The 24,660-nt window shown below is 33.4% G+C and carries 25 protein-coding genes; 15 read left to right on the forward strand and 10 right to left on the reverse strand.

Annotated features, from left to right (window positions below; genetic code table 11):
- Positions 1-292 precede the first annotated feature (292 nt).
- From ASD98_RS07175 to ASD98_RS07210, 8 genes are all read right to left on the reverse strand, one after another.
- A complete protein-coding gene (locus ASD98_RS07175; RefSeq protein ID WP_056202048.1) occupies positions 293-1,570 on the reverse strand; it encodes a hypothetical protein in 1,278 nt (425 codons plus the stop codon).
- A gap of 203 nt (positions 1,571-1,773) precedes the next feature.
- Positions 1,774-2,340 carry a YceI family protein gene (locus ASD98_RS07180; protein ID WP_056202051.1) on the reverse strand — a complete coding sequence of 189 codons (567 nt, stop codon included), beginning with the start codon at positions 2,338-2,340 and terminating at the stop codon, positions 1,774-1,776.
- Between the two features lie 29 nt (positions 2,341-2,369).
- Positions 2,370-3,002 carry an NAD(P)H-dependent oxidoreductase gene (locus tag ASD98_RS07185; protein WP_056202054.1) on the reverse strand — a complete coding sequence of 211 codons (633 nt, stop codon included), beginning with the start codon at positions 3,000-3,002 and terminating at the stop codon, positions 2,370-2,372.
- 4 nt (positions 3,003-3,006) lie between these two features.
- Positions 3,007-3,468, reverse strand: coding sequence for a MarR family winged helix-turn-helix transcriptional regulator (locus ASD98_RS07190; protein WP_056202058.1), 462 nt, complete (start codon positions 3,466-3,468; stop codon positions 3,007-3,009).
- 226 nt (positions 3,469-3,694) lie between these two features.
- On the reverse strand, positions 3,695-5,272 hold the full coding sequence (locus ASD98_RS07195; RefSeq protein ID WP_056202059.1) for a glycerol-3-phosphate dehydrogenase/oxidase: 1,578 nt from the start codon (positions 5,270-5,272) through the stop codon (positions 3,695-3,697).
- Between the two features lie 446 nt (positions 5,273-5,718).
- On the reverse strand, positions 5,719-6,198 hold the full coding sequence (locus tag ASD98_RS07200) for a DUF6691 family protein (protein WP_056202062.1): 480 nt from the start codon (positions 6,196-6,198) through the stop codon (positions 5,719-5,721).
- A 10-nt stretch (positions 6,199-6,208) separates the two neighbouring features.
- Complete coding sequence (locus ASD98_RS07205) at positions 6,209-6,778, reverse strand: YeeE/YedE family protein (RefSeq protein ID WP_056202065.1); 570 nt, start codon at positions 6,776-6,778, stop codon at positions 6,209-6,211.
- 97 nt (positions 6,779-6,875) lie between these two features.
- Positions 6,876-8,297 carry a rhodanese-like domain-containing protein gene (locus tag ASD98_RS07210; RefSeq protein WP_056202068.1) on the reverse strand — a complete coding sequence of 474 codons (1,422 nt, stop codon included), beginning with the start codon at positions 8,295-8,297 and terminating at the stop codon, positions 6,876-6,878.
- 227 nt (positions 8,298-8,524) lie between these two features.
- On the opposite strand from ASD98_RS07210, the gene ASD98_RS07215 reads away from it, so the two are divergent.
- From ASD98_RS07215 to ASD98_RS07240, 6 genes are all read left to right on the forward strand, one after another.
- Positions 8,525-9,115, forward strand: a complete 591-nt coding sequence (locus ASD98_RS07215; protein WP_056203259.1) for an HD family hydrolase — start codon at positions 8,525-8,527, stop codon at positions 9,113-9,115.
- Positions 9,116-9,281: 166 nt separating this feature from the next.
- Positions 9,282-10,628, forward strand: coding sequence for a cytochrome ubiquinol oxidase subunit I (locus ASD98_RS07220; protein WP_056202071.1), 1,347 nt, complete (start codon positions 9,282-9,284; stop codon positions 10,626-10,628).
- Between the two features lie 2 nt (positions 10,629-10,630).
- Positions 10,631-11,707, forward strand: coding sequence for a cytochrome d ubiquinol oxidase subunit II (cydB, locus tag ASD98_RS07225; protein WP_056202075.1), 1,077 nt, complete (start codon positions 10,631-10,633; stop codon positions 11,705-11,707).
- A gap of 266 nt (positions 11,708-11,973) precedes the next feature.
- Positions 11,974-12,354 (forward strand): hypothetical protein, encoded by a 381-nt coding sequence (locus ASD98_RS07230; protein ID WP_128414791.1) that lies wholly within the window; start codon positions 11,974-11,976, stop codon positions 12,352-12,354.
- A gap of 270 nt (positions 12,355-12,624) precedes the next feature.
- Positions 12,625-13,074, forward strand: coding sequence for a Panacea domain-containing protein (locus ASD98_RS07235; protein WP_056202080.1), 450 nt, complete (start codon positions 12,625-12,627; stop codon positions 13,072-13,074).
- Positions 13,074-13,511, forward strand: a complete 438-nt coding sequence (locus tag ASD98_RS07240; protein WP_056202083.1) for a hypothetical protein — start codon at positions 13,074-13,076, stop codon at positions 13,509-13,511. Before ASD98_RS07235 ends, ASD98_RS07240 begins: the two co-directional genes overlap by 1 nt.
- Before the next feature lie 88 nt (positions 13,512-13,599).
- Here ASD98_RS07240 and ASD98_RS07245 read toward each other — a convergent pair whose 3' ends face one another.
- Together ASD98_RS07245 and ASD98_RS07250 are read right to left on the reverse strand one after the other, a co-directional pair.
- Positions 13,600-14,385 carry a sulfite exporter TauE/SafE family protein gene (locus tag ASD98_RS07245; RefSeq protein ID WP_056202086.1) on the reverse strand — a complete coding sequence of 262 codons (786 nt, stop codon included), beginning with the start codon at positions 14,383-14,385 and terminating at the stop codon, positions 13,600-13,602.
- Between the two features lie 308 nt (positions 14,386-14,693).
- Positions 14,694-15,320: a Crp/Fnr family transcriptional regulator gene (locus ASD98_RS07250; RefSeq protein ID WP_056202089.1), complete on the reverse strand. Its 627-nt coding sequence runs from the start codon at positions 15,318-15,320 to the stop codon at positions 14,694-14,696.
- A 439-nt stretch (positions 15,321-15,759) separates the two neighbouring features.
- On the opposite strand from ASD98_RS07250, the gene ASD98_RS07255 reads away from it, so the two are divergent.
- The 9 genes from ASD98_RS07255 (at position 15,760) to ASD98_RS07295 (ending at position 24,598) form a co-directional block, all read left to right on the forward strand.
- Complete coding sequence (locus ASD98_RS07255) at positions 15,760-16,071, forward strand: rhodanese-like domain-containing protein (protein ID WP_053473922.1); 312 nt, start codon at positions 15,760-15,762, stop codon at positions 16,069-16,071.
- Positions 16,072-16,145: 74 nt separating this feature from the next.
- Entirely contained in the window at positions 16,146-17,726 is a 1,581-nt protein-coding gene (locus tag ASD98_RS07260; protein WP_056202092.1) for an NADP-dependent glyceraldehyde-3-phosphate dehydrogenase, read from the forward strand.
- Positions 17,727-17,942: 216 nt separating this feature from the next.
- Positions 17,943-19,814 carry a M1 family metallopeptidase gene (locus tag ASD98_RS07265; protein WP_056202095.1) on the forward strand — a complete coding sequence of 624 codons (1,872 nt, stop codon included), beginning with the start codon at positions 17,943-17,945 and terminating at the stop codon, positions 19,812-19,814.
- Positions 19,815-19,910: 96 nt separating this feature from the next.
- Positions 19,911-21,176, forward strand: a complete 1,266-nt coding sequence (locus ASD98_RS07270) for an alpha/beta hydrolase-fold protein (protein WP_056202098.1) — start codon at positions 19,911-19,913, stop codon at positions 21,174-21,176.
- Between the two features lie 10 nt (positions 21,177-21,186).
- Positions 21,187-21,579 (forward strand): ACT domain-containing protein, encoded by a 393-nt coding sequence (locus ASD98_RS07275; RefSeq protein ID WP_056202101.1) that lies wholly within the window; start codon positions 21,187-21,189, stop codon positions 21,577-21,579.
- An 80-nt stretch (positions 21,580-21,659) separates the two neighbouring features.
- Positions 21,660-22,277: a hypothetical protein gene (locus tag ASD98_RS07280; RefSeq protein ID WP_056202103.1), complete on the forward strand. Its 618-nt coding sequence runs from the start codon at positions 21,660-21,662 to the stop codon at positions 22,275-22,277.
- A 97-nt stretch (positions 22,278-22,374) separates the two neighbouring features.
- A complete protein-coding gene (locus ASD98_RS07285; protein WP_056202106.1) occupies positions 22,375-22,779 on the forward strand; it encodes a GNAT family N-acetyltransferase in 405 nt (134 codons plus the stop codon).
- A 191-nt stretch (positions 22,780-22,970) separates the two neighbouring features.
- Positions 22,971-23,342, forward strand: a complete 372-nt coding sequence (locus tag ASD98_RS07290) for a hypothetical protein (protein ID WP_056202109.1) — start codon at positions 22,971-22,973, stop codon at positions 23,340-23,342.
- Positions 23,343-23,515: 173 nt separating this feature from the next.
- Entirely contained in the window at positions 23,516-24,598 is a 1,083-nt protein-coding gene (locus tag ASD98_RS07295) for an efflux RND transporter periplasmic adaptor subunit (RefSeq protein ID WP_056202112.1), read from the forward strand.
- The last annotated feature ends 62 nt before the right edge of the window (positions 24,599-24,660 follow it).

The raw sequence follows: 24,660 nt of genomic DNA on the forward strand, positions 1-24,660 counted from the left end.
TGTTGTTTTAGTTTTTAATATTTTTCTGCTAAAGTTTCGACCAAAAAAAAGGGCTTGTCGTGATGACAAGCCCTTTTTGTTTATAGTTTTGAAAATACCATAGGAAGCTTAGTTCACGACGTTTGACGTAAATTGTTCCACCACCAAGTATTATTCATTATTGTTCTCATATCTTATTTTGATGTGGCAAAGATATAAATGTAATTTGAATTAGAATACATAAAATCTCAAAAAAAACTTTTCTAATTTTCGAAATTTGTTAAATTTTAAATTTCAAAGTCTGCCTAAGGCCTTAATTTCCAATCGCAATCGTATTATTTACATTTGCTCTAAAATCTGGATTTCCTTTGATATTAGGCATTGTAAACAACTCGCTATTCTTCCATTTTGAGTATTCTATACCAGAATTTGGGTTATAATAATTTTGAATTGCGGCATCAGAACTAGATGATTCACTTGTAATTCCGCCGTTGCAATTATTCACAATTATGTTTTTGAAACTCATTTTTGCCAGATTTTCATTTCCATCTCCAATATTGCTTTCTAATAAAACAAAAGGGGAAAAACCAGAAACAATACTATTACTTAAACTAAAAAAAGTGTTTTCTCTAATATGAACAGATTCTCTAACCAGGCCTTGATTGTTTTCTTCAAGATTAACTAAAGTAATATTGGTTGCAGTGATTTTTGTCATTTTTTTGCTCATATCAGTATTTTGAATCTTGTCGTATGAATCGACTTCAAAACATCTTGAACCCGAGATATCTGATGAAAAAGGATGACGAATAGCAATACTATTACTGATGTTGATTTGGGCACCTTGCGTAAAATCAAAATCATCATCAGTTGTTCTGTATGAAATTAAATTGTTCATATTTAAATCCCCGCCATAACACTCAAAAGAATCATCATTTGAAAAACTGATTTGAATATTGCTTAAAATTGTTTTTCTTCCAACTCCAGCAAGTGAAAGTCCGTTAAGTTCTTTCTCAGAACTCAATTTTCTACCGGCAAATTCTATTCGAACATATTTTAAAATACCTGAATTGTCTTCGGCATCCTGACCTCCGTAATGATTTAATATCGGATCTAAAGTAAAAGGAAGTGTATGAAGTCCGCCCAGAAAATTAATTGGAGCTTTCCCTAAAATAATTATTCCGCCCCAGTCACCTGGACGTCTGTCTGCAATTTCTTTGTTTGAAGTAAAAATGATCGGATCTGTTTCTAAACCTTCGGCTATAATTTTTGCACCATTTGTAACAACAAGAGTTCCGCAGGTTTTGTCGTCGCCTCGTATTATAGTTCCAGGCTCAATTGTTAAAGTTGCATTGTTTGTCACGTAAACAATACCCACTAACTGATATGTATTTCGTTTTACTAATCTGGTATCTTTGTCAATTGTTCCGGCAATTATGTTGGTTGCTTCGCTGTATTCTAGTTTAGAGGGATTAAAATTGGTCCAATTGTTCATCCAGTTATTAGTGCCAATTATTCCTTTTGTTTGTTGTTGGGCTTGTAGAAAAAAAGTGCTTAGAAGTGTAATTATTGCAACACGTATTTTTGTTTTCATAACTATAATTTTAATTTCTAGTTTTTGATTTTTAATTTCCTCAAAATTAGACCCCGAATGTTAATCAATACAGGGATAGTTATTATGAAAGCGTTATTTTACCGTTAAGAATGTTATGTTTTTGAAAAGAAATAAAAAAAGAAAAACCCCAATAGAATCAACTATTGGGGTTTTTCTTATATATGAATTAGGTAAGCCTGAAATTAGAATTTTAAAGCTACTGTTAATTCGAATTCATCGCTGATAGTTTTGTCTCCTAAACCTTCGAAGAAACTTCCAGAACCGTATTTAATGTCATATTTAGTTCTGTCAACTTTGAATGCAGTTGTAGCAGTGTTTCCGCTTACAGTAATATCAAAAGTTACTGGTTTAGTGATTCCTTTAATAGTTAAATCAGCAGTTACAGTGTAAACGTCAGCAGATTTAGCACCAATAGTTTTAAAAACTAATTTTGAAGTTGGGAATTTTTCAGTTCCAAAGAAATCGTCAGCTTTTAAGTGACCGTTTAATTTACCTTGGTATTCTCCAGTTAAATCTGTAGAAGTTAATGAAGTCATATCAACTGTAAAGCTTCCTCCAACTAATTTTTTTCCTTTGAAAACTACAGCACCTTCTTTAAAATTTACTGTTCCAGAGTGCTCTCCAGTTACTTTTTTACCTACCCATTTGATAGTAGATGCTTTAACGTCGATTTTTTTAGTTTGTGCGCTTACTGAGATACCAGCTGCTGCTACGAATAATGCAATTGCAATTGTCTTTAAATTTTTCATGTTGTAAAATTGAATTTGATTAATAATAATTATATAGTGATAAATAATTCCTCGTGAGATTTTCTAACTTTTTTGAAATGCTGAGCATCGTCCTCATCATGTCTGTAACCTACAGCAGCAATTACTGTAGCACTTAGGCCAAGTTTGTCAAAACCTAAGATTTTATTAAATTCTGCTGCATTGAAACCTTCCATAGGTGTAGCATCAATTTTTAATTCAGAAGCTGCAGCTAATAATGTCCCTAAAGCAATATAAGTTTGTTTTGCTGTCCAGATATTTTTAGCATCTTGTGATAAATTTGAAATAACACCATTCATCATGTCTGCAAATCCACCCAAAGCTTCAGTAGGAATACCTCTTGTTTCGCTAATATTCTTGATGTAAGCCGCTACAGATTCTTCGCCGGCATTTAAGTCATTTGCAAAAACAAATATTTGAGAAGCATCTGTAAGCTGCGTTTGTCCGTAAGCAGCAGCTTTTAGTTGCTCTCTAATCTCCGGATTTTCTACCACTACAACTCTGTATGGCTGCAATCCGTATGAAGAAGCAGCTAATCTAACAGCTTCTTTTATAGTATTTAAATCTGCTGAAGATACTTTTTTTGATGCATCATATTTTTTTGTTGCATATCTCCAGTTTAAATTATCTAATAATGTGCTCATAATTTTAATTTTGTTGGGTTCGGTATTTTTCTAATAATGTGTTTAATAATTCTAATTCTTCCTGACTTATATTTTCGGCAAACAAGCGCTCGTGCTCATCTACCTTTGGGTCTAATTCTTTTAAAACGTCTAATCCTTTCTGCGTAATTAAAACTTCTATTTTTCGTCGGTTTCCCGGGCAGACATTTCTGGTTACAAAATCTTTCAGTAATAATTTATCAACTAATCGGGTAGTGTTGCTCGTTTTAGCTAACATACGTTCTTGTATCACACACATATTAGCAGGATTTCCTTTTTGTCCTCTTAATATACGCAGTACATTATATTGTTCTCCGGATAAATCATACGGTTTTATCAACTCGTTGAAATGATCCTGAATCACATTTTGCGTGTACATGATATTTAGAATAACTTTTTTCGCATTATCCATCTTAACTGTACTTTTAATAACCTCTTCAATTGTCATAGTCGTAAGTGTATAATTTGTATATACAAATGTAGAAGTTTTAATAGTTGTATATACAAGTGTTGCGTTAATTTTTTGTTAATTCAAAATAAATCAATTTTGAATGGAAAAAACTAGAATAAAAATAGTTTATTTTTTAGTTTTAAAATATTGGTTTTAAAATATTTAACTAAAAGTTAAACTGATTGCTTTTCAACTTTATCAAAATTCTAAACTTGAGGAAGATTTATTGAAATTCAGATAAAAGAAAGCCTTTTGCCATTTTTTTGAAATTTAAAACTTCTTTATTTATCCAGTTTTCATCATGTCCAAGCTCTTTAGCAAGTAGTTTTGCTACTTTTTCTGAAGATTGAATTGCGGCTCTTGCGTCTAAAAACAATAACCGAACGCGTCTTGCTAAAATATCATCAACAGTTCTTGCCATTTCATATCGAATAGCCCAAAGTACTTCTGCCATAGTAAATTCGTGATCGGGATGTACTTTTTCTTTTAATTCAGCATTGTTTTGTTGTAATTCGATTATTTTAGGAATATCTGAACCATAGATATACAAATGATTTTCCCTGTCTAAAGTCGTAGTCCATTTATTTCCATGAATCGCAAGATGTTCTGTAATGCATGTTTTTTTAGGCAGTTTACCTATATTGATTGCTTTGTTTATAATATCTTCTGCGATTTTTCTGTACGTTGTCCATTTTCCTCCCGTAATCGTTATTAAGCCGGTTTCTGATACAATTATTTTATGGCTTCTGGAAACTTCCTTGGTTTTTTTGCCTTCTTCTTCAGGTGCAGCCAAAGGGCGTAAGCCTGCAAAAACTGATAAAACATCTGCTCTGGTAGGTTTTTTTGCTAAAAAGTGCTGGGCTGTTTCTAGTACAAATTTGATTTCGCTTTCTAAAGCAACAGGTTCTAAACTTTGTTTTTTAATTAAAGTATCTGTTGTACCTACTACAATTCGGTTATGCCAGGGCACTGCAAATAAAACTCGTCCATCACTTGTTTTTGGAATCATTAAAGCATGATCTCCAGGTAAAAAAGATTTATCAAACACAAGATGAATCCCCTGGCTCGGCACGATATATTTTTTATAGACGGTATCGTTTAGTTTCATTATGGCATTTGTAAAAACTCCCGTAGCATTTATAATTGCCGCGCCTTTTAAGTTGTATTTATCTCCTGTTTCCTGGTCTTCTGCTTCAACACCAATAACTTGATTTTTATCGTCTTTTATTAAATTTATAACTTTTGTATAATTTAAAATGCAGGCTCCTTTTTCTACAGCGGTTTGAGCAATATTAATGGCTAAACGGGAATCATCAAATTGTCCGTCATGATAAATAACACCATTTAGCAAACCGGCCTCTTCTACGTTAGGAAGCATTTCGATTGTTTTTTTCTTAGAAATATATTTTGAACGGCCTAAACTTAAACGTCCGGCCAATAAATCATAAACAGTTAATCCAATAGTATAAATGAAAGTGCTCCACCAATTGTAATTTGGAATTACAAAGGATTGGTTTTTGACTAAGTGACCCGCATTTTGAGCTATCAAGCCTCTTTCTTTCAGCGCTTCTATTACCAAGGGCACATTTCCTTGTTCCAGATAACGTACGCCGCCATGAATCAGTTTAGTGCTTCTGCTCGAAGTTCCTTTTGCAAAATCAACCGCTTCAACTAAAATTGTTTTGTATCCTCTGCTTGCAGCATCAAGAGCAGTTCCTAAACCGCTGGCTCCGCCTCCAATAACAATTACATCCCATTTTTCAGTGTTTTTTAATATCAATAGCTGTTCTGAACGGTTCATATATTATACTCTTTTTTTGGGATTTATTGTTTAAAGCAAACTTAGCGAAACGAAATTAGATTTAGATGAAGAAGTGTCTTGATTGTAAAAGTTTGTTTCAAGTTTCAAGTTGATTCACAGGTTTCAAAAAATAAACCCGACAGGTTTTTAAAACCTGTCGGGTTTGATGTAGATTATATTTTCGTTTAAGTTAGTCTAAAGACAATTTTTAATATTCCGTCAGGAATATTTCGTCGGTAGAAAAAAATAGAATTGTTTTTAATAGTGTCCTGTAGCGACACCTGTTTCAACAGAATAAACTTGGCTCGTTAATCAAACGTTCCTACGGAACGTACACCACAACTCAAATCTAATTTTGTTACCGACCAGACATTCCTATGGAATGAATTGAGTCTTATTTTTTAGGTTTCGTTAAGCAACCTGCAACTTAAAACCTGAAACAAAAATTAATGAGGAAGTTTGTCCTTAATCCAGCCATAAAACCAGGTTCCTGCAATGGCACTTAATAAAGTAACAATAATTACAGTTGCACCAGTCCCAATTTGAGCAAAAAGAGGCCCGGGACAAGCTCCCGTAATTGCCCATCCAAAACCAAATAGTAATCCGCCATAGATTTGTCCTTTGCTGAAAGTCTTTGGCTGAATTTCGATTTTCTCACCTTGAAGTGTTTTTATATTGAATTTTTTAATGATAAAAACAGATAGAACGCCAACAACAACTGCGCTCCCAATTACGCCATACATAAAGAATGACTGTAAATGAAACATTTCCTGAATGCGAAACCAGCTGATGATTTCGGCTTTTACAAATACAATTCCGAAAAAGATTCCGACGATTAAATATTTAAGGTTAGCGAATCCTGAATCTTTAATTTGACTTCCATTGATTCCTTCAGTATCTGTATTTTTATTTTCTAAATTGCTCATTTTTGAAATTTTAAAGTGAAAGAATATAAGGTAAAATCAAAAGAGACATTACAAAACCGCCAATCATAAAACAGATTGTTGCAACAAGAGACGGCCATTGCAGATTTGATAATCCCATAATGGCGTGCCCACTCGTACATCCGCCGGCATAACGTGTTCCAAAACCAACTAAAAATCCACCAACCACAATCATGATAAATCCGCGAAGCGTCAATAAACTTTCCCAGGAAAATAATTGCGAAGGAACTAAACCAGAATGATCTGTGATTCCATAAGAAGACAATTGCTGTGAAAGTTCCGGAGTAATTTGAACGACATTTGGATTTGATAAAAAGTAAGCTGCAATAACACCGCCAAGAAATATTCCTAAAACAAAGAATAAATTCCAGCTTTCTTTTTTCCAGTCGTATTTAAAAAACGAAATATTCGTTGGAATACAAGCCGCACAAATATGGCGAAGCGAAGAACTAATCCCAAAAGATTTATTTCCGATAATCAATAAAATAGGAACAGTCAATCCGATCAAAGGACCAGCAACATACCAAGGCCAAGGTTCTTGAATAATTTCTAGTAAACTCATTTTTTTAGGTTCAAAGGTTCAAAGCGACAGAGGTTCAAAGGTTGAGATTGAAAAAAGGAAAAACTTTGTTCCTTTGAACCTTTGCCTCTCTGTGCCTTTAATTATTATTTAATACTTTACTCTGGCAGACAAAATCTGATTTTGGGATTTCAGTTTTTGCGATGGCTCCAAAACCGCCGTCAATTTCGCTAAAATTTCTGAAACCGCGAGCCTGTAAAATCGAAGCTGCGATCATACTGCGATACCCACCTGCGCAATGCAGATAAAAATGTTCATTTGGGTTAATGTCTTTTACCCAGTCATTAATATAAGCCAAAGGTTTGCTGTAAGCATCTTCGATATGTTCTGCTTCGTATTCAGTTTCTTTACGAACATCAATAACTTTATCTTCTTTGATATTAAATTGATTTGCAAATTCTTCTGCTGAAATTCTATTAACGGTATCAATTTCAAAACCAGCATTTTCCCAAGCTTCAAAACCGCCTTCTAAATGTCCGATAATCGAATCAAAACCAACACGGCTTAAACGCGTAACCGTTTCTTCTTCAAGGCCTAATTCGGTTACTAATATAATAGGTTGTTTTACATCGCCCACTAAAGTTCCAACCCACGGAGCAAAATCACCGTTGATTCCAATATTAATAGACTGCGGAATAAATCCTTTGGCAAAATCGCCGCTTTTGCGTGTATCTAAAATCAACGCTCCGGTTTCTTCGGCAACAGCCTCAAATTCTTCTGCCTTTATGGCTTTCATTCCATTATGTAAAACCGTTTCAAAACTTTCATAACCTTGTTTATTCATGGCAACATTCATGCTGAAGTAGGCTGGAGGAGGCAATAATCCGTCAGTTACTTCTTCAATAAATTCAGCTTCCGTCATGTTGGCGCGCAAAGCATAATTTGTCGCTTTCTGGTTTCCAATTGTTGAAACTGTTTCTTTGCTCATGTTTTTTCCACAGGCGCTTCCTGCACCATGCGCTGGATAAACGATTACATCATCAGCCAGGGTCATGATTTTATTTCTTAAAGAGTGAAATAAAATTCCCGCCAATTGGTCTTGTGTCATTCCGGCTGCTTTTTGTGCCAAATCCGGACGGCCAACATCGCCTATAAATAAGGTATCACCAGAAAAAATCGCATAATCTTTTCCGTCTTTGTCAATCAATAAATAAGTAGTGCTTTCCATGGTATGACCCGGAGTATGCAATGCTTTTATCGTTACATTTCCAAGCTTAAATTCCTGTCCGTCTTTTGCAGAAATGCAGTCAAATTCGCAGGCAGCATTTGGTCCATAAACAATTGGAGCTTCCGTTTCTTTACTTAAATCGATATGTCCGGAAACAAAATCAGCGTGAAAATGCGTTTCAAAAATATATTTCAATTTAACGTTATCACGTTCTAAACGATCTAAATAAGGCTGGATTTCTCTTAACGGATCAATGATAGCTGCTTCTCCGTTAGAAGTTATATAGTATGCACCTTGTGCGAGGCATCCGGTGTAAATTTGTTCTATTTTCATGATATGAATTGAAAAATATTGGGAATACAAAGATAACTCTGTTTTCTTTTAAAATAGGTGACTAATGTTACAGAAATTTGATTTTTGTGTAAAAAGAAGGAATTTAACCATATAAGTGATATAAGCAAATTTAAGGCACCGCATAATCTGCGTTTTGCTAAAATGAACTTATACTTATGGTGGAAAAAAAAATCTATGTAATTTTACAACTGACGAAAATTATTGATATGAATACAGCAGACTTATTGAATCAGATTGCTTTTATAAAAGAAATTGATAAAGTAAAATATATTCAGCGTAGAACAAAACTGTTTAACAGCGATCGATGCGAAAATGATGCAGAACACAGCTGGCACCTGGCTTTAATGGCGATTGTTTTAGCCGAACATTCAAATGAACCGATTGATGTTTTGAAAGTTGTGAAAATGGTTTTGATTCATGATATTGTAGAAATTGATGCAGGAGATGTTTTTATGTACGATACAGTAAAAAATCATGATAATACTGATGAAGAACGTTTAGCAGCAAATCGAATTTTTGGCTTACTGCCTAAAAAACAAGCAGAAGATTTTATTGCTATTTGGGAAGAATTTGAAGCAGGAGAAACCAACGAAGCCAAATTTGCAAGATCAATGGACAGATTAGAACCTTTATTGCAAAATACTTCTAACAATGGCGGGACATGGAAGGAGTTTGGTGTGAATTACGACAAGGTTTATGAGAAGAAAAGCGTAATAAAAAACGGTTCAGCATCTTTATGGAATTACGCCGAAGGTTTGATAAACGAAAGCGTAGAAAAAGGAATTTTGAAAAAATGATTTTCACCATATAAGTGATATAAGTAAATGTGAGTTTTACACAAAAAACTAAAATGAACTTATATCACTTATATGGTTTAAAATTTTAAAAAGAAACTCTTTTTTAAAGCGACAATTCGGGTTGTAATGGTTAAATTTGTGGAATCTCCTAAAACAATACCACTTTATGGAAGAAATGCTCTTTTATGATCGAATGCAATTCGCCTTCACCATTACTTTTCATTATCTTTTTCCGCAGCTTACAATGGGTCTTTCGCTCATTATTGTTTACTTCAAATGGAAATACTTAAAAACTAAAGACGAACAATACAATCACGCCACCCATTTCTGGATGAAAATCTTCGCCCTGAATTTTGCAATGGGCGTTGTAACCGGAATTCCGATGGAATTTCAATTTGGGACGAACTGGGCAAAATTTTCTGAATTAACAGGCGGAATTATTGGGCAGACTTTGGCAATGGAAGGAATGTTTTCTTTCTTTCTCGAATCTTCTTTTCTCGGAATATTTTTATTTGGAGAAAAACTCCTTGGGCATAAATGGCATTTTGTAACCGGATTATTAATTTGTATTGGTTCCTGGGCCAGCGGATTTTTAATTATTGCCACACATTCGTGGATGCAGAATCCGGTGGGTTATGAAATTCTCGAAAACGGAAAATTTGTTCTGAATAATTTTCAGGCTTTATTTTTAAATCCTTGGCTTTGGCCTTCCTATCTACACAATCAAGCCGCTTCTTTGGTGACAAGTTCGTTTGTTGTAGCCGGAATTGGGGCTTTCTATATTTTAAGCCAGAAGAATGTTTCTTTTGGGAAATTGTTCCTAAAAACAGGAGTTATCTTCGGATTGATTTCTAGTGTTATAGTAGCTGTTCCAACAGGAGATTTACTGGCAAAAAATGTTGTAAAATATCAACCTGTGACTTTTGCCGGAATGGAAGGAATTTTTCATACGGAAGAGAGGGGTTCTGAAATTGTTTTAATTGGCCAGCCCGATGTAAAAGATAAAAAACTCGATAATAAAATTGCTGTTCCTAATATTTTGAGTTTCCTGACTTACGGAAACTGGGATCAGGAAATTAAAGGTTTAGATCAGTTTGAAGAAGATCTGCATCCAACTAATATTTCGGGATTGTATTATGCGTATCATATTATGGTTGGTCTCGGGACGGTTTTTATTGGTTTAATGGTGATTTCGCTGTTCCAATTAATCAGAGGGAAATTATTTGAAACCAAATGGATTTTATGGTCATTAATGTTCATGATGCCATTTCCATATATCGCCAATACAACAGGCTGGTACACGGCCGAATTAGGAAGACAGCCGTGGCTGGTTTACAATTTGCTGCGAACTGCAGCCGGAGCTTCGCCAACGGTTTCATCCGGAAATACCTTGTTTACATTGCTGGGTTTTATTGGTTTATACCTTTTACTGGGAATGTTGTTTTTACTTTTGATTGGAAAAATTATAAATAAAGGACCTCGCCACGTGGAACTTTCAACAGAAAAAATATAAGTATGGAATTTTTTTGGTACGTAGTTTTAATGGGAATCCTGGCCGTTTATCTGGTTTTGGACGGTTATGATTTTGGAGCAGGAATTATTCATTTATTTTTTGCCGATACAGAAAAAGATAAAAAAGCAATTACAAGTGCTATTGGTCCATTTTGGGATGCCAATGAAGTCTGGCTTATTGCGGCCGGAGGGGTTTTGTTTTTTGCTTTCCCTACTTTATATGCTTCTTCTTTCAGCGGATTTTATCTGCCGTTGATTATGATTTTATGGCTTTTGATTTTCCGTGCTATCGGATTGGAAATGCGCGGACAGATTCATAACGCCATGTGGGAGACTATTTGGGATAAGGCTTTTGGAATTGCAAGTTTACTTTTGGCACTTTTCTTTGGGATTGCTTTAGGAAATATTGTTCGAGGCGTAAATTTGGGAATGGTTCAAAATGGAGTTTCAACACAGGAAGCACATTATTTCTTTTTGCCTTTATGGAACCCAACATTTAGTCCGCAGGCAAATGAATTGGGAATTATTGACTGGTTTACACTTTTCCTTGGAATTGTGAGCACTGTCGCTTTAACAATTCACGGTGCAAACTGGATTATTTATAAAACGAATTCATCTCTAAATCCGAAGCTTAAAAAAGTTGTTTTTGCATTGAATATTGTTCTGTTGGTTTTAGTTTGTATTTCATTGCAGGTTTGGCATTTTATCGAGCCCAAACCGTTTCATAATTTCGTTGAAAATCCAATTCTTTGGTTTTTCCCGCTTTTGACTTTCGTTGGAATTTTGGGATTATTCAAAGTACGTTCGTTTCAAAAAGACGGTTATGGATTTATGTTTTCTACTTTCTTTTTAGTGGGAGGATTTGCTTCAACAGCCGTTTCGATTTTTCCAAATGTTCTGCCTTCAACCAATAAAGTAAATCCATCGTTAACGATTTATAATACTGCCGCCGGAGAATACGGATTAAATGCCGGAATGAGCTGGTTTTTTGTAGCTTTGTTTCTTGTGATAATTTATTTTATTATTCAGTATCGTGTTTTTAGTGGTAAAATGGATGATATTGGGTATGGGGAACATTAATGGTTTTTTGCCACGAATTGCACGAATTTTTACGAATTAATATGAATAGCCGTTGGTTTTAATCAACGGTTTTTTAAAGTTACGATATTAGAAAAATAGCCCTTATTTTTGAAAAAGAATTACATTTAATAGCCTCCAGTTTTAACTGGAGGTTTTTTATTGATATTTAGTGGCTTTAGCCAAAATCGTAAAGTTTGGCTAAAGCCTTTTATTTATATAGATTTGTTTACCTCCAGCTAAAGTTGGAGGGAATTGAAAATATATATATGAAAAAAGAAAGCTTTAAGTTTTCAGTTAAGCAATTGAAAATAGCTTTAAACGTTGGAGTAGCTATTTTTGCCATTTTCTTTTTGTCAGATCATTTATATACAGACAAAAAAAGATATAATGATGGACTAAAAAATATTCAAGAAGAAAATTTTCAGGGGTTGGTAATTGATAAAGGATTTGAAAAATATAATCATAATGCTGCCATGATTTATCTTAACAATGATACTAAGTTCTCAGTTTTTGGTCAATTTTGGCCAAAAATTATGATTGGAGATTCAATTGTAAAGAAAAGAGGCGAAACAATTATTACAGTTTATAGAAATAACAAAAAGTTTATATTAGATAATAAAGACATTTTAGAGTCTTGGAAAAAGTAAAATGATAAAGTCTGATATCTAATTTTATAATTACCCAAGTCTGCGTTAGGGATAGGAACGGTATCCTTTTTGTTTTTTCTGTAAAAACAAAAGATATAGCGGATAGCCTCCCGATAGCTATCGGGAAAGGAAACGCCCAAAAACTTCTCATTTATAAAAAGGTATTTTAGACCCCATATTAAATTTCCTTTAATATAATTTTTACAAATAGTGTATTTGATTGGGATTTTCTTAGTTTTGTTAGAAGAGAAATAATTAAAATTTTAGAAAATGTATAATTGTTTTGATATAGCAAAGTATTTCATAGAATTAGCAAAAGAAGAAGGTCAGGGACTTGACCCAATGAAATTGCTAAAGCTTACTTATATTTCAGATGGATGGCATTTAGGAATTACCGGAAAACCACTTTTTGAAAACGAGATTCAGGCCTGGAAATACGGGGCGGTTATTCCGGATTTGTATTATGCAATACGAATGTTTGGGAAAGATCCTGTTGATCCGTTTTTGTTGAATATATCTGCAAAAACGCCATTAAATGAAGAAGATAAAGAGTTCCTGAAAAAAATCTGGAATAATTACAAAGGTTTATCCGGATTGCAGCTTTCAGCACTAACGCATGAAGAAGGGAGTCCGTGGTCGAAAACCTGGGATGGAACGCATGATGTTGTAATTGGAAATGATTTAATTAAAGAATATTATCAGGAAAAACTAAATAGTTAATGGAAAAAACTTTAGCTGAAAAACTACCGGAAAGTGCTTTAGGAAACGATATTATTAATGTTCCGAAAGATGTATCGAAAGAGGCAGAAAAGGAAAATCATTTAATGAAACCTTATGATCCTAAAAGCCATTCGGAATATATAGAATTGAAAAGATTTGAAATCGAACAGGCAAATGAAAGCTCTGAACGAATGTTAAGACAAAAAAATGCTGAAAAAGCTTTTGTGTTTTCTGCAAGATGGGCAATTTTTATTGCTCTGGTTATTCTTTTACATGGTTTTGGACGATCTTATAAATTCTTTATTTTATCGCAAACTGAGTTTCTATTTGTTGTTGGAACTTTAACGACTTCTATTTTTACTTTTTACACTTTGGTTTTAAGGTATTTATTTTACAGAAAACCAAATGCTAAAACATCAGAGAAGAACATAGCTTAAATAGATTAATCTACAAGTGAAACGAAATCCAAAAATATTTAAAGAAAAAATCTATTTTATCTGCTAAATCTGCGGGAGAAAATAATTTCTAAAATAAAACCTCTTTAGCAATTATATAAAAACCCATTACAAGAACAAACCAGCCAAAAAGCGGTTTTAATTTGGTCCCGTCGATTTTTTTAGAAAACTGACTTCCAATTAACATTCCGAGAAGTGCCATTCCAGAAACGCCTAATAAAAAAGTATAATCTATTGGAGTTCCTATATATAAATCACCTCCAAAACCTATTGAAGAATTGATTGTGATAATCAATAATGAAGTTCCTACAGCTTGCTTCATTGGTAATTTTGCAAAAAATAAAAGGGCAGGAATAATTAAAAATCCACCGCCGGCACCAAGAAACCCGGTTACAATTCCCACTAAAAAACCAATGATACTTAATTGGACATAATTGGTTTCGGTACTTTTTATTTCCGGAAGGTTTTTTCGAATCATCGAAATTGCCGCCGTTATCATCAAAACTGAAAAGACAATCATAATCAGAAAATCTTTTGAAACGGTATATGACGCTACAGAAAAAAGTGTCGCAGCGATTTGGGGAAATATAACTTCGCGGATGATCAAAATCGAAATTACAGAAGGAATCGCAAAATAAAGTGCTGATTTTAGTTTAAGATTTCCCATTTTATAATGGCTGTAACTTCCAAATAATGCGGTTAGTCCAACAATAAATAAAGAATAAGAAGTAGCCTGATCAGGATTTACTTTAAATAAATACACCAAAATAGGAATGGTCAATATCGATCCCCCGCCACCAATTAAGCCCAGCGAAACCCCGATAATGATTGAAGCAAAATATCCTAAATATTCCATTGCATTTATTTTTATGCAAAGTTGCTTCGGAAATTAGAATCCTACAGTAACATTTATCACATAGGGAATTTTTACCCACAGGTTTTACGGATGGAACGGGTTGACACAGATTAAAGATTTTTTTTTCACGCAGATTTTGCAGATAATCGCAGATTTAATTTAGAAATAAATAAAATCTGCGATTATCTGCTTAAATCTGCAAAATCTGCGTGAAATAAAATATTAAAAAAAAATCTATGCAAATCTTTTAATCTGTGGTAAAAAATAAATCAGTGCTAACCCGTTTCATCCGTAAAACCCGTGGGCAATTATTTTAAAAGTTCAATCTGGTTACGGTTTAGTTTAACCAAACCTCGCTGTTCCATTTTTTTTAGTAAGCGTGAAACAACTTCTCTTGAAGTATTTAATTCGGTGGCGATTTCCTGATGTGAAAGTTTGACTTCAGAGCAGCCGCAGGCATCTGAATGTCTTTTTAAGTAAAATTCCAAACGCTCATCCATAGATCGGAAAGCGATATTATCGACAACTTCCAGAACTTCTTCAAAACGACTTCGATAAGTTTCAATTACAAATTCGTACCACGATCTGTGTTCCATCATCCATTTGTCCATCATTTGCAGCGGAATCATCATAACTGAAACATCTTCAACAACTTTTGCCATGATTTGGCTTTTCTCGCTTTTTGCGGTACAAATCATCGAAATGGCGCAGGCTTGTCCGGGCTGCAGGTAATACATTAAAAATTCGCCTCCATCTTCGCCTTCACGGTAAATTTTGATTTTTCCTTTAGTTATTAAAACTGTGTTTTTAATATATTGTCCGGTGCGCATTAAAATAGTTCCGGCCTCAAAATCCTGATGGCTTCCGTTTTCTTCAATAGTAGCAATAAGTTCGCTGGAGAAATTAGGAAAGATGTTTTTTAATGAATTTTGCATGTATTGTATTGTTTTTTTGCCACGAATTACACGAATTTACACAAATCAATTCGTGAAAATTTGTGTAATTCGTGGCGAATATTTCCGATCATTATAATCTTTTAATCAGTGGCAAAATAAATTTCAACATAAATCATTCATGTAATTCATGGCAAAACATTTTATCAAAAAGAGATTAAAAATTATAATTTTTTACAAAGATAATAGTTTCAACTGTCATTAATTATCAGAAAACTATATTTAAAGGTATTTTGCGCAAATGAAAAAATCCTATTTTCTATCGATTTTATAGGATGTATTTTTAAAAATAGTAAGTAAATTTGTGTTTCACTGATTATAATACTTTCTCTAAAACGTTTTCTGAGAATAATAATCGAAATCGCATTTGGTACGTTTTTAATTAATAGAAACGTCGTAATTTTACAAAAACACATTTATTATGAATTTATCACAAGAAGATTGGGTTAATCAGCTTGCTGCTGACGAGAATGCAGTTATACTGGACGTAAGAACTGAAGACGAATTTAATGATGGCTATATTGAAAATGCTTTAAACATTGATATCAATAAAGGTCAGGGTTTTATTTATGAAATCGAAGAATTAGATAAAAATAAAAATTACTACGTGTATTGCCGTTCTGGAGCGAGAAGCGCTAAAGCATGTCAGGTTATGAATGAATTAGGTATCGAAAATGCCTATAATCTGCTAGGCGGAATTCTGGACTGGGAAGGCGAAACCGTACAACCATAAAATGAAAAAGAGGCGAAAAAGAGCCTCTTTTTTCATTAAACCGCTATTAATAACCAAATAAAAATTACCAGATTATGAGTTTAATACCAGAAGAATTTGAGATTAAAAGCCTTATAAATCAAGATACTTACCTTGTAAATGGAGAATTAAAACAATGGACAGGGCAAACCACACCTGTGTTTTCGACTATTTCTTCTACAGAAAAATATACGCCTACATTATTAGGATCTATTCCGTTTATGGCAGAAGCAGAAGCTGCCGAAGTTGTTGAAGCTGCAAATGCCGCTTACAATAAAGGTCAGGGATTATGGCCAACTATGAAAGTAGCGGACCGTATTAAATGCATGGAGAATTTCGTTACCCAAATGAAAGAAACCCGCGAAGAAGTAGTGAAGCTTTTAATGTGGGAAATTGGAAAAAACCTTGGCGATTCTCAAAAAGAATTTGACAGAACTGTCGAATATATTTATGATACTATTGCCAGCTACAAAGAATTAAACGGACGAAGCGCACATTTTGAAAAAGTGCAGGGTGTAAACGCAATGATTCGCCGCGGACCTCTTGGAGTGGTTTTATGTCTTGGGCCTTACAATTATCCTTTAAACGAAACTTTCTCTTTATTGATTCCGGCTTTGATTATGGGTAACACTGTGATCTTTAAACCGGCTAAACATGGTGTATTATGTATTTCGCCATTGTTAGAAGCTTTTAGAAGCAGTTTTCCAAAAGGTGTTATCAATATCGTCTACGGTAGAGGAAGAGAAGTTGCTTCTCCAATTATGAAATCGGGTAAAATTGATGTTTTGGCATTAATTGGAAACAGTAAATCGGCGATTGCTTTACAAGATCAGCATCCAAATAAAAACAGACTTCGTTTAATTTTAGGATTAGAAGCTAAAAACCCGGCGATTATTCTTCCGGATGCCGATTTAGATTTGGCAATTCAGGAATGTATTACAGGAACTTTGTCTTTTAACGGTCAGCGTTGTACGGCATTAAAAGTTTTATATGTTCACGAATCAATTATAGAAGAGTTTAATAAAAGATTCTCTGAAAAAGTGGATGCATTACAGTTTGGAAATCCGTGGGAAAAAGGAGCTGCATTGACACCACTTCCAGAAACAGATAAACCACATTATATTCAGGGATTAATTGACGATGCTGTTCATAAAGGTGCTAAAATCCTGAATGAAAAAGGAGGAAAACATACTGATAATTTTATTTTTCCAGCCGTTTTGTATCCGGTAAACAGCAAAATGCGTGTGTATCACGAAGAACAATTTGGACCGGTAGTGCCAATTATTTCTTTTAAAGATATTCAGCAGCCGTTAGAAGATATGGCTGAATCAAATTACGGACAGCAGGTAAGTTTGTTCGGAAAAGATATTAAAACCCTTGCACCGCTTATCGATGCTTTGGTAAACTTAGTATGCCGTGTGAACTTAAACAGTTCTTGCCAAAGAGGTCCGGATGCTTTCCCATTTACAGGTCGTAAAGATTCTGCAGTTGGTACTTTAAGTATTCCAGATGCTTTGCGTTCTTTCTCAATTCGTACGTTTGTCGCTTCAAAAGATATCGCTTATAACAATGAAATTTTGCAGGAATTGCTAAACAGCAAAGAATCAAACTTCATTAATACCGACTATATTTTGTAGTATCAAGGTTATATATTAATTGTAGATACCGTCTTTTTCTTTTTGAATTAGGCGGTTTTTCTTTTTTTACAAGTTGCTGAGGTTCTAAGTTGCTAAGATTCTGAGTTTTTTTAATTTTTTTATTCTTTAAAAACATAATTTTATAAAGTTTTGTAACATTATTTTAAAAATTGGGTCTTATTAACATCATTTAATCATCAAACCAAAAAACAACTTATGAAAAAAAGACTATCTCAATTTGCATTTATTGCTTTTTTGATTTTGGCACAAACCAGCTTTGCACAAGAGCTTTATATGCCCCGAAATATTAAAGAAGCTTACGCCAAAGGTACTCGTTCGAAAGACGGAAAACCAGGAAAAAACTACTGGCAGAACCATGGAAAATATACAATGGATATTACCGTTGATGCCAAAACAAAATTGGTCAGTGGAACAGAAACAATTGTTTACGAAAACAACAGTAACGATAGTTTAAGAAACCTTGCGATTCGATTTGTAAATAATCTTCATAAACCTTCTTCTCCAAGAGGCGGGAGCGTAAGTGATGATTTTTTAAGTAACGGATTAACGATCACATCTCTAAAAGTAGCTGACGTAGTCTATAAAGAAGATGCCAGAAGCTGGGGAACGGTTGGAAACGTGAAATTGAAAAAAGCAATTGCACCACATTCTAAAATTACCATTAATATCGACTGGAATTATCCTTTATCTAAAGAAAGCGGAAGAGAGGGACAAATTGACGAAACTACATTTTTTGTAGCGTATAGTTATCCTAGAGTTTCTGTTTTTGATGATTATAACGGCTGGGACAGATTAGCCCATACAGATCGTCAGGAATTTTACAATGATTTCAACGATTATGTTTACTCTGTAAAAGCACCAAAAAATTATGTGGTTTATGCAACCGGAGATTTCTTAAATCCAGATGAGGTTTTACAGCCTGACTTTGCAGCACGTTTGAAAAAATCGTACATAACAGATGAAATCATGCATATCGCAAACGAACAGGAAATGAAAAGCGGTATCGTCACCAAGCAAAACGACTGGAATGTCTGGAAATTTGAAGTTAAAAATATCTCAGATGTTTGCTTTGGTTTAAGCGATCATTATTTATGGGATGCGAGCAGCGTTGTGGTAGATAAAAAAACAAATCGCCGCGCCAGTGTTCAGGCAGCTTATGATGTGAAAGGAACAGATTTTATAAATTCAATTAAAAACAATCAGTATGCTTTAGATTGGTTTTCTAACAATTGGCCTGGAGTTCCGTATCCATTTTCTAAAATGACAGCTTTTCAGGGTTTTGCAGATATGGAATATCCAATGATGTGTAACGATTCGCAAACGGACGATCCAAAATTTGCTCAATTGGTTCAGGATCATGAAGTAGCACATACATATTTTCCTTTTTATATGGGAATCAACGAAACACGTTACGCTTTTATGGATGAAGGCTGGGCAACAACTTTTGAATATTTAATTGGTATTGCTGAACACGGAAAAGAAGCTGCAGATAAATTTTATAAAGAATTTAGAGTGGAACAATACATTAACGACAAATCGACAGAAGAAGACCAGCCCATAATCTCAATGTCAACACAAGTTTCTGGTCCGGGTTATGGAAATAACTCTTACGGAAAAGCATCTCTTTCTTATATAGCTTTAAAAGATTTACTTGGAGATGATTTATTTAAAAAATCACTGCATCATTATATGGATACCTGGAACGGGAAACACCCAATTCCGTGGGATTATTTTAATTCGATGAATACAGCCTCAGGAAAAAACCTGAACTGGTTTTTCAATAACTGGTTCTTTACAAACAATTACATCGATCTTTCTGTTAAAGACGTTTCAAAAAATGCAGTTTCTATCGAAAACAAAGGAGGTTTTGCCATTCCGTTTGATGTAAATATAGTGTATGCAGACAACTCTACAGAAACGGTACATCAGACTCCGGGAGTTTGGGAGAAAAATCAAAATTCAGTTTCAGTAGCTTTAAGCAGTAAAAAGCAAATTAAAAAAGTTACGCTGGACGGCGGTATTTTTATGGATGCGACACCAGACAATAATACTTGGGCAGCCAAATAAAAAATCTAAAAGCCGTCTTTTTTTAATGATTAAGGCGGTTTTTTTATCAGTCATAAAAAAAATATTTTAACAATCAATCAAAATAAAATAACAATTATGAAAAGCAACATAGTAAGGATTTTAGTGAATAAACTAACCTTGTTTTTTATTTTTTTGATGTTGTCTAATTTTGGATTTTCTCAGAAAAATTCAAAAATCGAAATAGGAACCATCGATAGTATTTCGTCTAAAATTTTAAATGAAAATAGAAAAATATGGATTCATCTTCCAAGAAGTTTAAAATATGCAGGAGTTTTTGCAAAAAAAAAATATCCGGTTGTTTATTTACTTGATGGCGATGCTCATTTTAGTTCTGTTGTGGGAATGATTGAACAATTGAGCGAAATAAACGGAAATACAAACTGTCCGGAAATGATTGTAGTTGGTATTACAAATACAAATCGTAATCGGGATTTAACGCCAACACATTCAGAGGTTGATCTTCCGTTTGTACCGAAAACGGTAAGTGATCAATCTGGAGGCGGAGAAAAATTTGCAGAGTTTCTGGAAAAAGAATTGATTCCGTATATCAATACTAAATATCCTACTGCTCCATACAAAACATTAGTTGGGCATTCTTTTGGAGGATTGACTGTTATGAATATTTTGACCAACCATACTTCTTTATTCAATTCATACGTTGCTATTGATCCAAGTATGTGGTGGGATCACGACCGGTTTTTAAAAGAAACCACTAAAAAATTAGCCACTAAAAACTTAACTAATATTTCATTGTTTTTGGCAGCCGCAAATACAATGGATGATCATATGGATTTGATAAAAGTTAGAAAAGACACAACTGTTTTTACCAGACATATCAGAGCTATTTTAGATTTAAATGATTTTCTTAAAGAGAATAAAAAAAGCAATCTTAATTATGATTACAAATATTATAACGAAGATGATCATGGTTCTGTACCCTTAATTGCAACTTATGATGCTTTCCGTTTTATCTTTAAATTCAATCAATTAAAGCTTTCTATACCGGAACAAATTGATTTTAATAAAGAAGTTTTTGCCAAAATTGAAAAGCACTTTAAAGAGGTTTCAAAACATTTAGGGTATAAAGTGGATGTTCCGGAAAGCACAGTAAATAACTTTGCCTATCAATCACTCGGCAAAAAAGATTTAGAACTTGCCGGATATTTATTCAAACTAAATGTTGCCAATTATCCGCAAAGTCCAAATGTATACGATTCATTAGGCGATTTTTATGAAGCAAGCGGAGACAAGAAAAATGCAATTGCAAATTATGAAAAAGTGCTGGCAATGGATAAAAACTTTCCTGAAACAAAAGGAAAATTAGATAAGCTTTTAAAATAAAACAGAAAAAATGTCAGGAGAAAAAGATCTTCAAAAATTGCTTAAAACGATGAAGCCTGAACATAAACAGGGAGATTATGTTTTTTGTAAAGTTGATAAATTAGAGAATTTCAATTTAGATGAAGTTGAAATGTTTTTTAGAGAAAAAGAAGCTATAACTCTTATTCTAAGAGAAGAAATAGCAGTAAAAATGAAACTGAATTACTTCGTTGTAATGTCATGGATAACACTTTCTGTACATTCTTCACTCGAAGCTGTGGGCTTAACAGCTGCATTTTCGAAAGCACTTTCAAATCATAATATAAGCTGTAATGTTGTTGCCGCATTTTATCACGACCATATTTTTGTCAATAAAAAAGATGTCAAACAAGCAATGGAAATTTTAAATTCATTTTCGAATTAAAAAAACTTTCGATTTAAACTTTATTTTATTTGTAAGAAAAATACCTTATTATTGCAAAAAATAAAATAAAGTTTAAAGAGATGAAAAATTATTTGATCCTTATCATTTTGCTTTTTTCCGTTAAAAGTATAGCGCAAAATGCTTCAAAAGAGACATTTCAGAAAAATAAATATGAATTGGCAGTTTCATATTTAAAAAAATCAGATTATGTAAAAGCTCTTGATTTGTTTTCAATTGCATCCAAAATTAAACCGGAAAGCCAAATTGGACAGGAATCATTAAGAGAGGTAGATACCTTAAAAGAAATCTTAAGAAAAGATATTTTAGAAAAAATAAACGGAACTTGGTTAATTACCGGTAATAAACCAATTTGGACCGTTACAGCCAAGGAGGATTTTAAAAAACAAAAAGTTGATAAATTAGTAGAAGTCGCACAAGATAAAATTTTGTTTTATGAACGAGATCGCAAATCAAAAGTGAAAACACTGATCAAGACAGAGGATATACTTTACTTTAACGATGACAGATCTGATTCTTTATATTTGGCAATTATATTATCCGATGGCAGAATTTGGGATTGTCTTTTAAATGAAGATTCTAAAGTAATGCGTGCCATTAACATAGCAAAATATGAAAAAAAAGGTGTTCAAAAAATAACCGAAAGCAACTCTGAAGTTTATTTTATAAGAACTATGTAATTCTAAAATCAATATAACCAAAAAGGGGATCTACTTAAAGATTCCCTTTTTTATTTTAAAATTAGTGTAATTTTGAAATATCAGAAATAAATATAAAATGGAAATCAAAGCAATTCAAGCTTCAGAAACCTGGCAGATCAGACACGAAGTAATGTGGCCGGATCAGCCTTTTGAATTTGTACAATTAGAAGAAGACAATTCAGGATTTCATTTTGGAGTTTTTGAGGATCATAAATTGGTTTCTATAGTTTCCTGCTTTATTGAAGGTAAAGAAATGCAGTTTAGAAAATTAGCCACTTTAACAGAATATCAGGGAAAAGGAATCGCTTCTCATCTTTTAGAATATATTTTACAGTTTGCAAAAGAAAAGCATTTAGAAAAAGTCTGGTGCAATGCAAGAACCAATAAAAAGGCCTTTTATGAAAAATTTGGAATGAAAGATACTTTTAAAGCTTTTGCCAAAGCCGGACAGGAATTTACCATTATGGAAGTCAATTTCTGAAAATAGATTCCGGCATTCTTCTAACAATTTAATAGTAAGATGTTTATTGTCTTAAAATACTTAAAAAAACGTCGTTTTTGAATGTAATTTTAATGTAATAAAAAAATGAAAACGTTTTCGTTTTATATAACTGTTAAACCTTGTTAAAAATTCTTTTTTTGTTTTGATAGTTTTACTACTTTCGCACCCAAATGAGAAAGTTAATAGTATTTTTAGTATTCATGAATTTGCTTCTGCTAGGCGGAGGTCAATATCTTAATGCAAATACTTTTTCTCATCATCATAATCTTGCACAGAAACATAGAGTTAAATTCACGAGCCAGGATCGTGGAAGTTCTATAATTGAAGATGCCGATGTTGATCTTGAAGAAGATCTTTTAGGAAATGATGATGCTTTACTTACGAATAAGTTTTTTGCTGTTTCGTACAGTTTGGTAGACAATTTGTATCTGGCACTTTCAGATCAGTCTGCTGCAAATGATTCCAATCTTTTTAAAATTTTTACGCCTTCTTTAGGGCATTCAAATCCTATCTACATTACTCAACGAGTATTAAGAATTTGATTTTACAGTATACATCGGTTACCTAAGTCGTGATCTGCATATCTCGTTGATGTATATTTTTTTACTTCCGCTTATATGAAAATTAAGTTCTGACTTCAGGCTGGCTGATGCATTTTATCATCTAAAGAAATCATTATTCCAAGCATTCAATCGCTTAATTTCCAAACTAAATCATGAAAAAAATTATCGTGTTCACGGGCTTAATTGCCCTAGTGTGCCTAACTAGCTGTACATCTAAAAAGGAAGAAAAAGAAGAAGCAGAAAAATTCACGGTTACAAACCCGGTTAGAATTGATACTTCATTTATTAAACAATATGTTTCGCAGATTAAGTCTGTTCGAAATATCGAAATCCGCGCTCAGGAAAAAGGGTTTTTACAAAACATTTATGTTGATGAGGGACAGTTTGTAAAAGCAGGTCAGCTGTTGTTCAGAATTATGCCAAATATGTATCAGGCAGAATTACTAAAAGCACAGGCTGAACAAAAATCAGTAGAAATTGAACTGCAAAATGCCAAATTACTTGCAGATAAAAATATCGTTTCTAAAAACGAATTGAGCGTTGCTCAGGCAAAATTGCAATCGGCAAAAGCAGAAGTCGCATTAGCAAAACTTCATTTATCATTCACAGAAATCAGAGCTCCGTTTGACGGAACAATCGACAGAATTCCTTTAAAATTAGGAAGTCTTATCGACGAGGGCGAATTATTGACAAGCCTTTCAGACAACAGCCAGATGTTTGCTTATTTCAACGTTTCTGAACCAGAATATCTTCAGTATCAAACCAATATTAAGGACCGTGCCGGAAATAAAGTGAATTTGGTTTTGGCAAATGGAGATACTTTTAAAGAAAAAGGAAATGTAGAAGTTATCGAAAGTGAATTTGACAACGAAACAGGAAATATTGCTTTTAGAGCAAGATTCCCAAATTCAGCAAAATTACTTAGAAACGGAGAAACTGGACAAGTTCAAATGATGGTTCCTCTTAAAAATGCAATCGTAATTCCGCAAAAAGCGACTTACGAAATTCAGGATAAAAAATATGTTTTTATAGTTGATAAAAATGATAAAGTAAGCTCAAAAGAAATCACTATTACAGGAGAAATTCCTGATTTGTATGTGATTAAAACGGGACTTAATGAAAATGATAAAATCTTACTTGAAGGTGTTCAGAAAGTAAAAGAAAATGACAAAATCAAATACGAATTTGAGTCTCCTAAAAAGGTAATTAATAACCTGCGCTTAAAAGCGGAGTAAGTTTTTTTGTTTCAAGTTTCAGGTTCCAGGTTTCAAGTTTTATGCTGAAACCTGAGACTTGG

Origin of the sequence: Flavobacterium sp. Root186, assembly GCF_001428525.1 — a bacterium.
In the GTDB taxonomy this organism is placed as follows: domain Bacteria; phylum Bacteroidota; class Bacteroidia; order Flavobacteriales; family Flavobacteriaceae; genus Flavobacterium.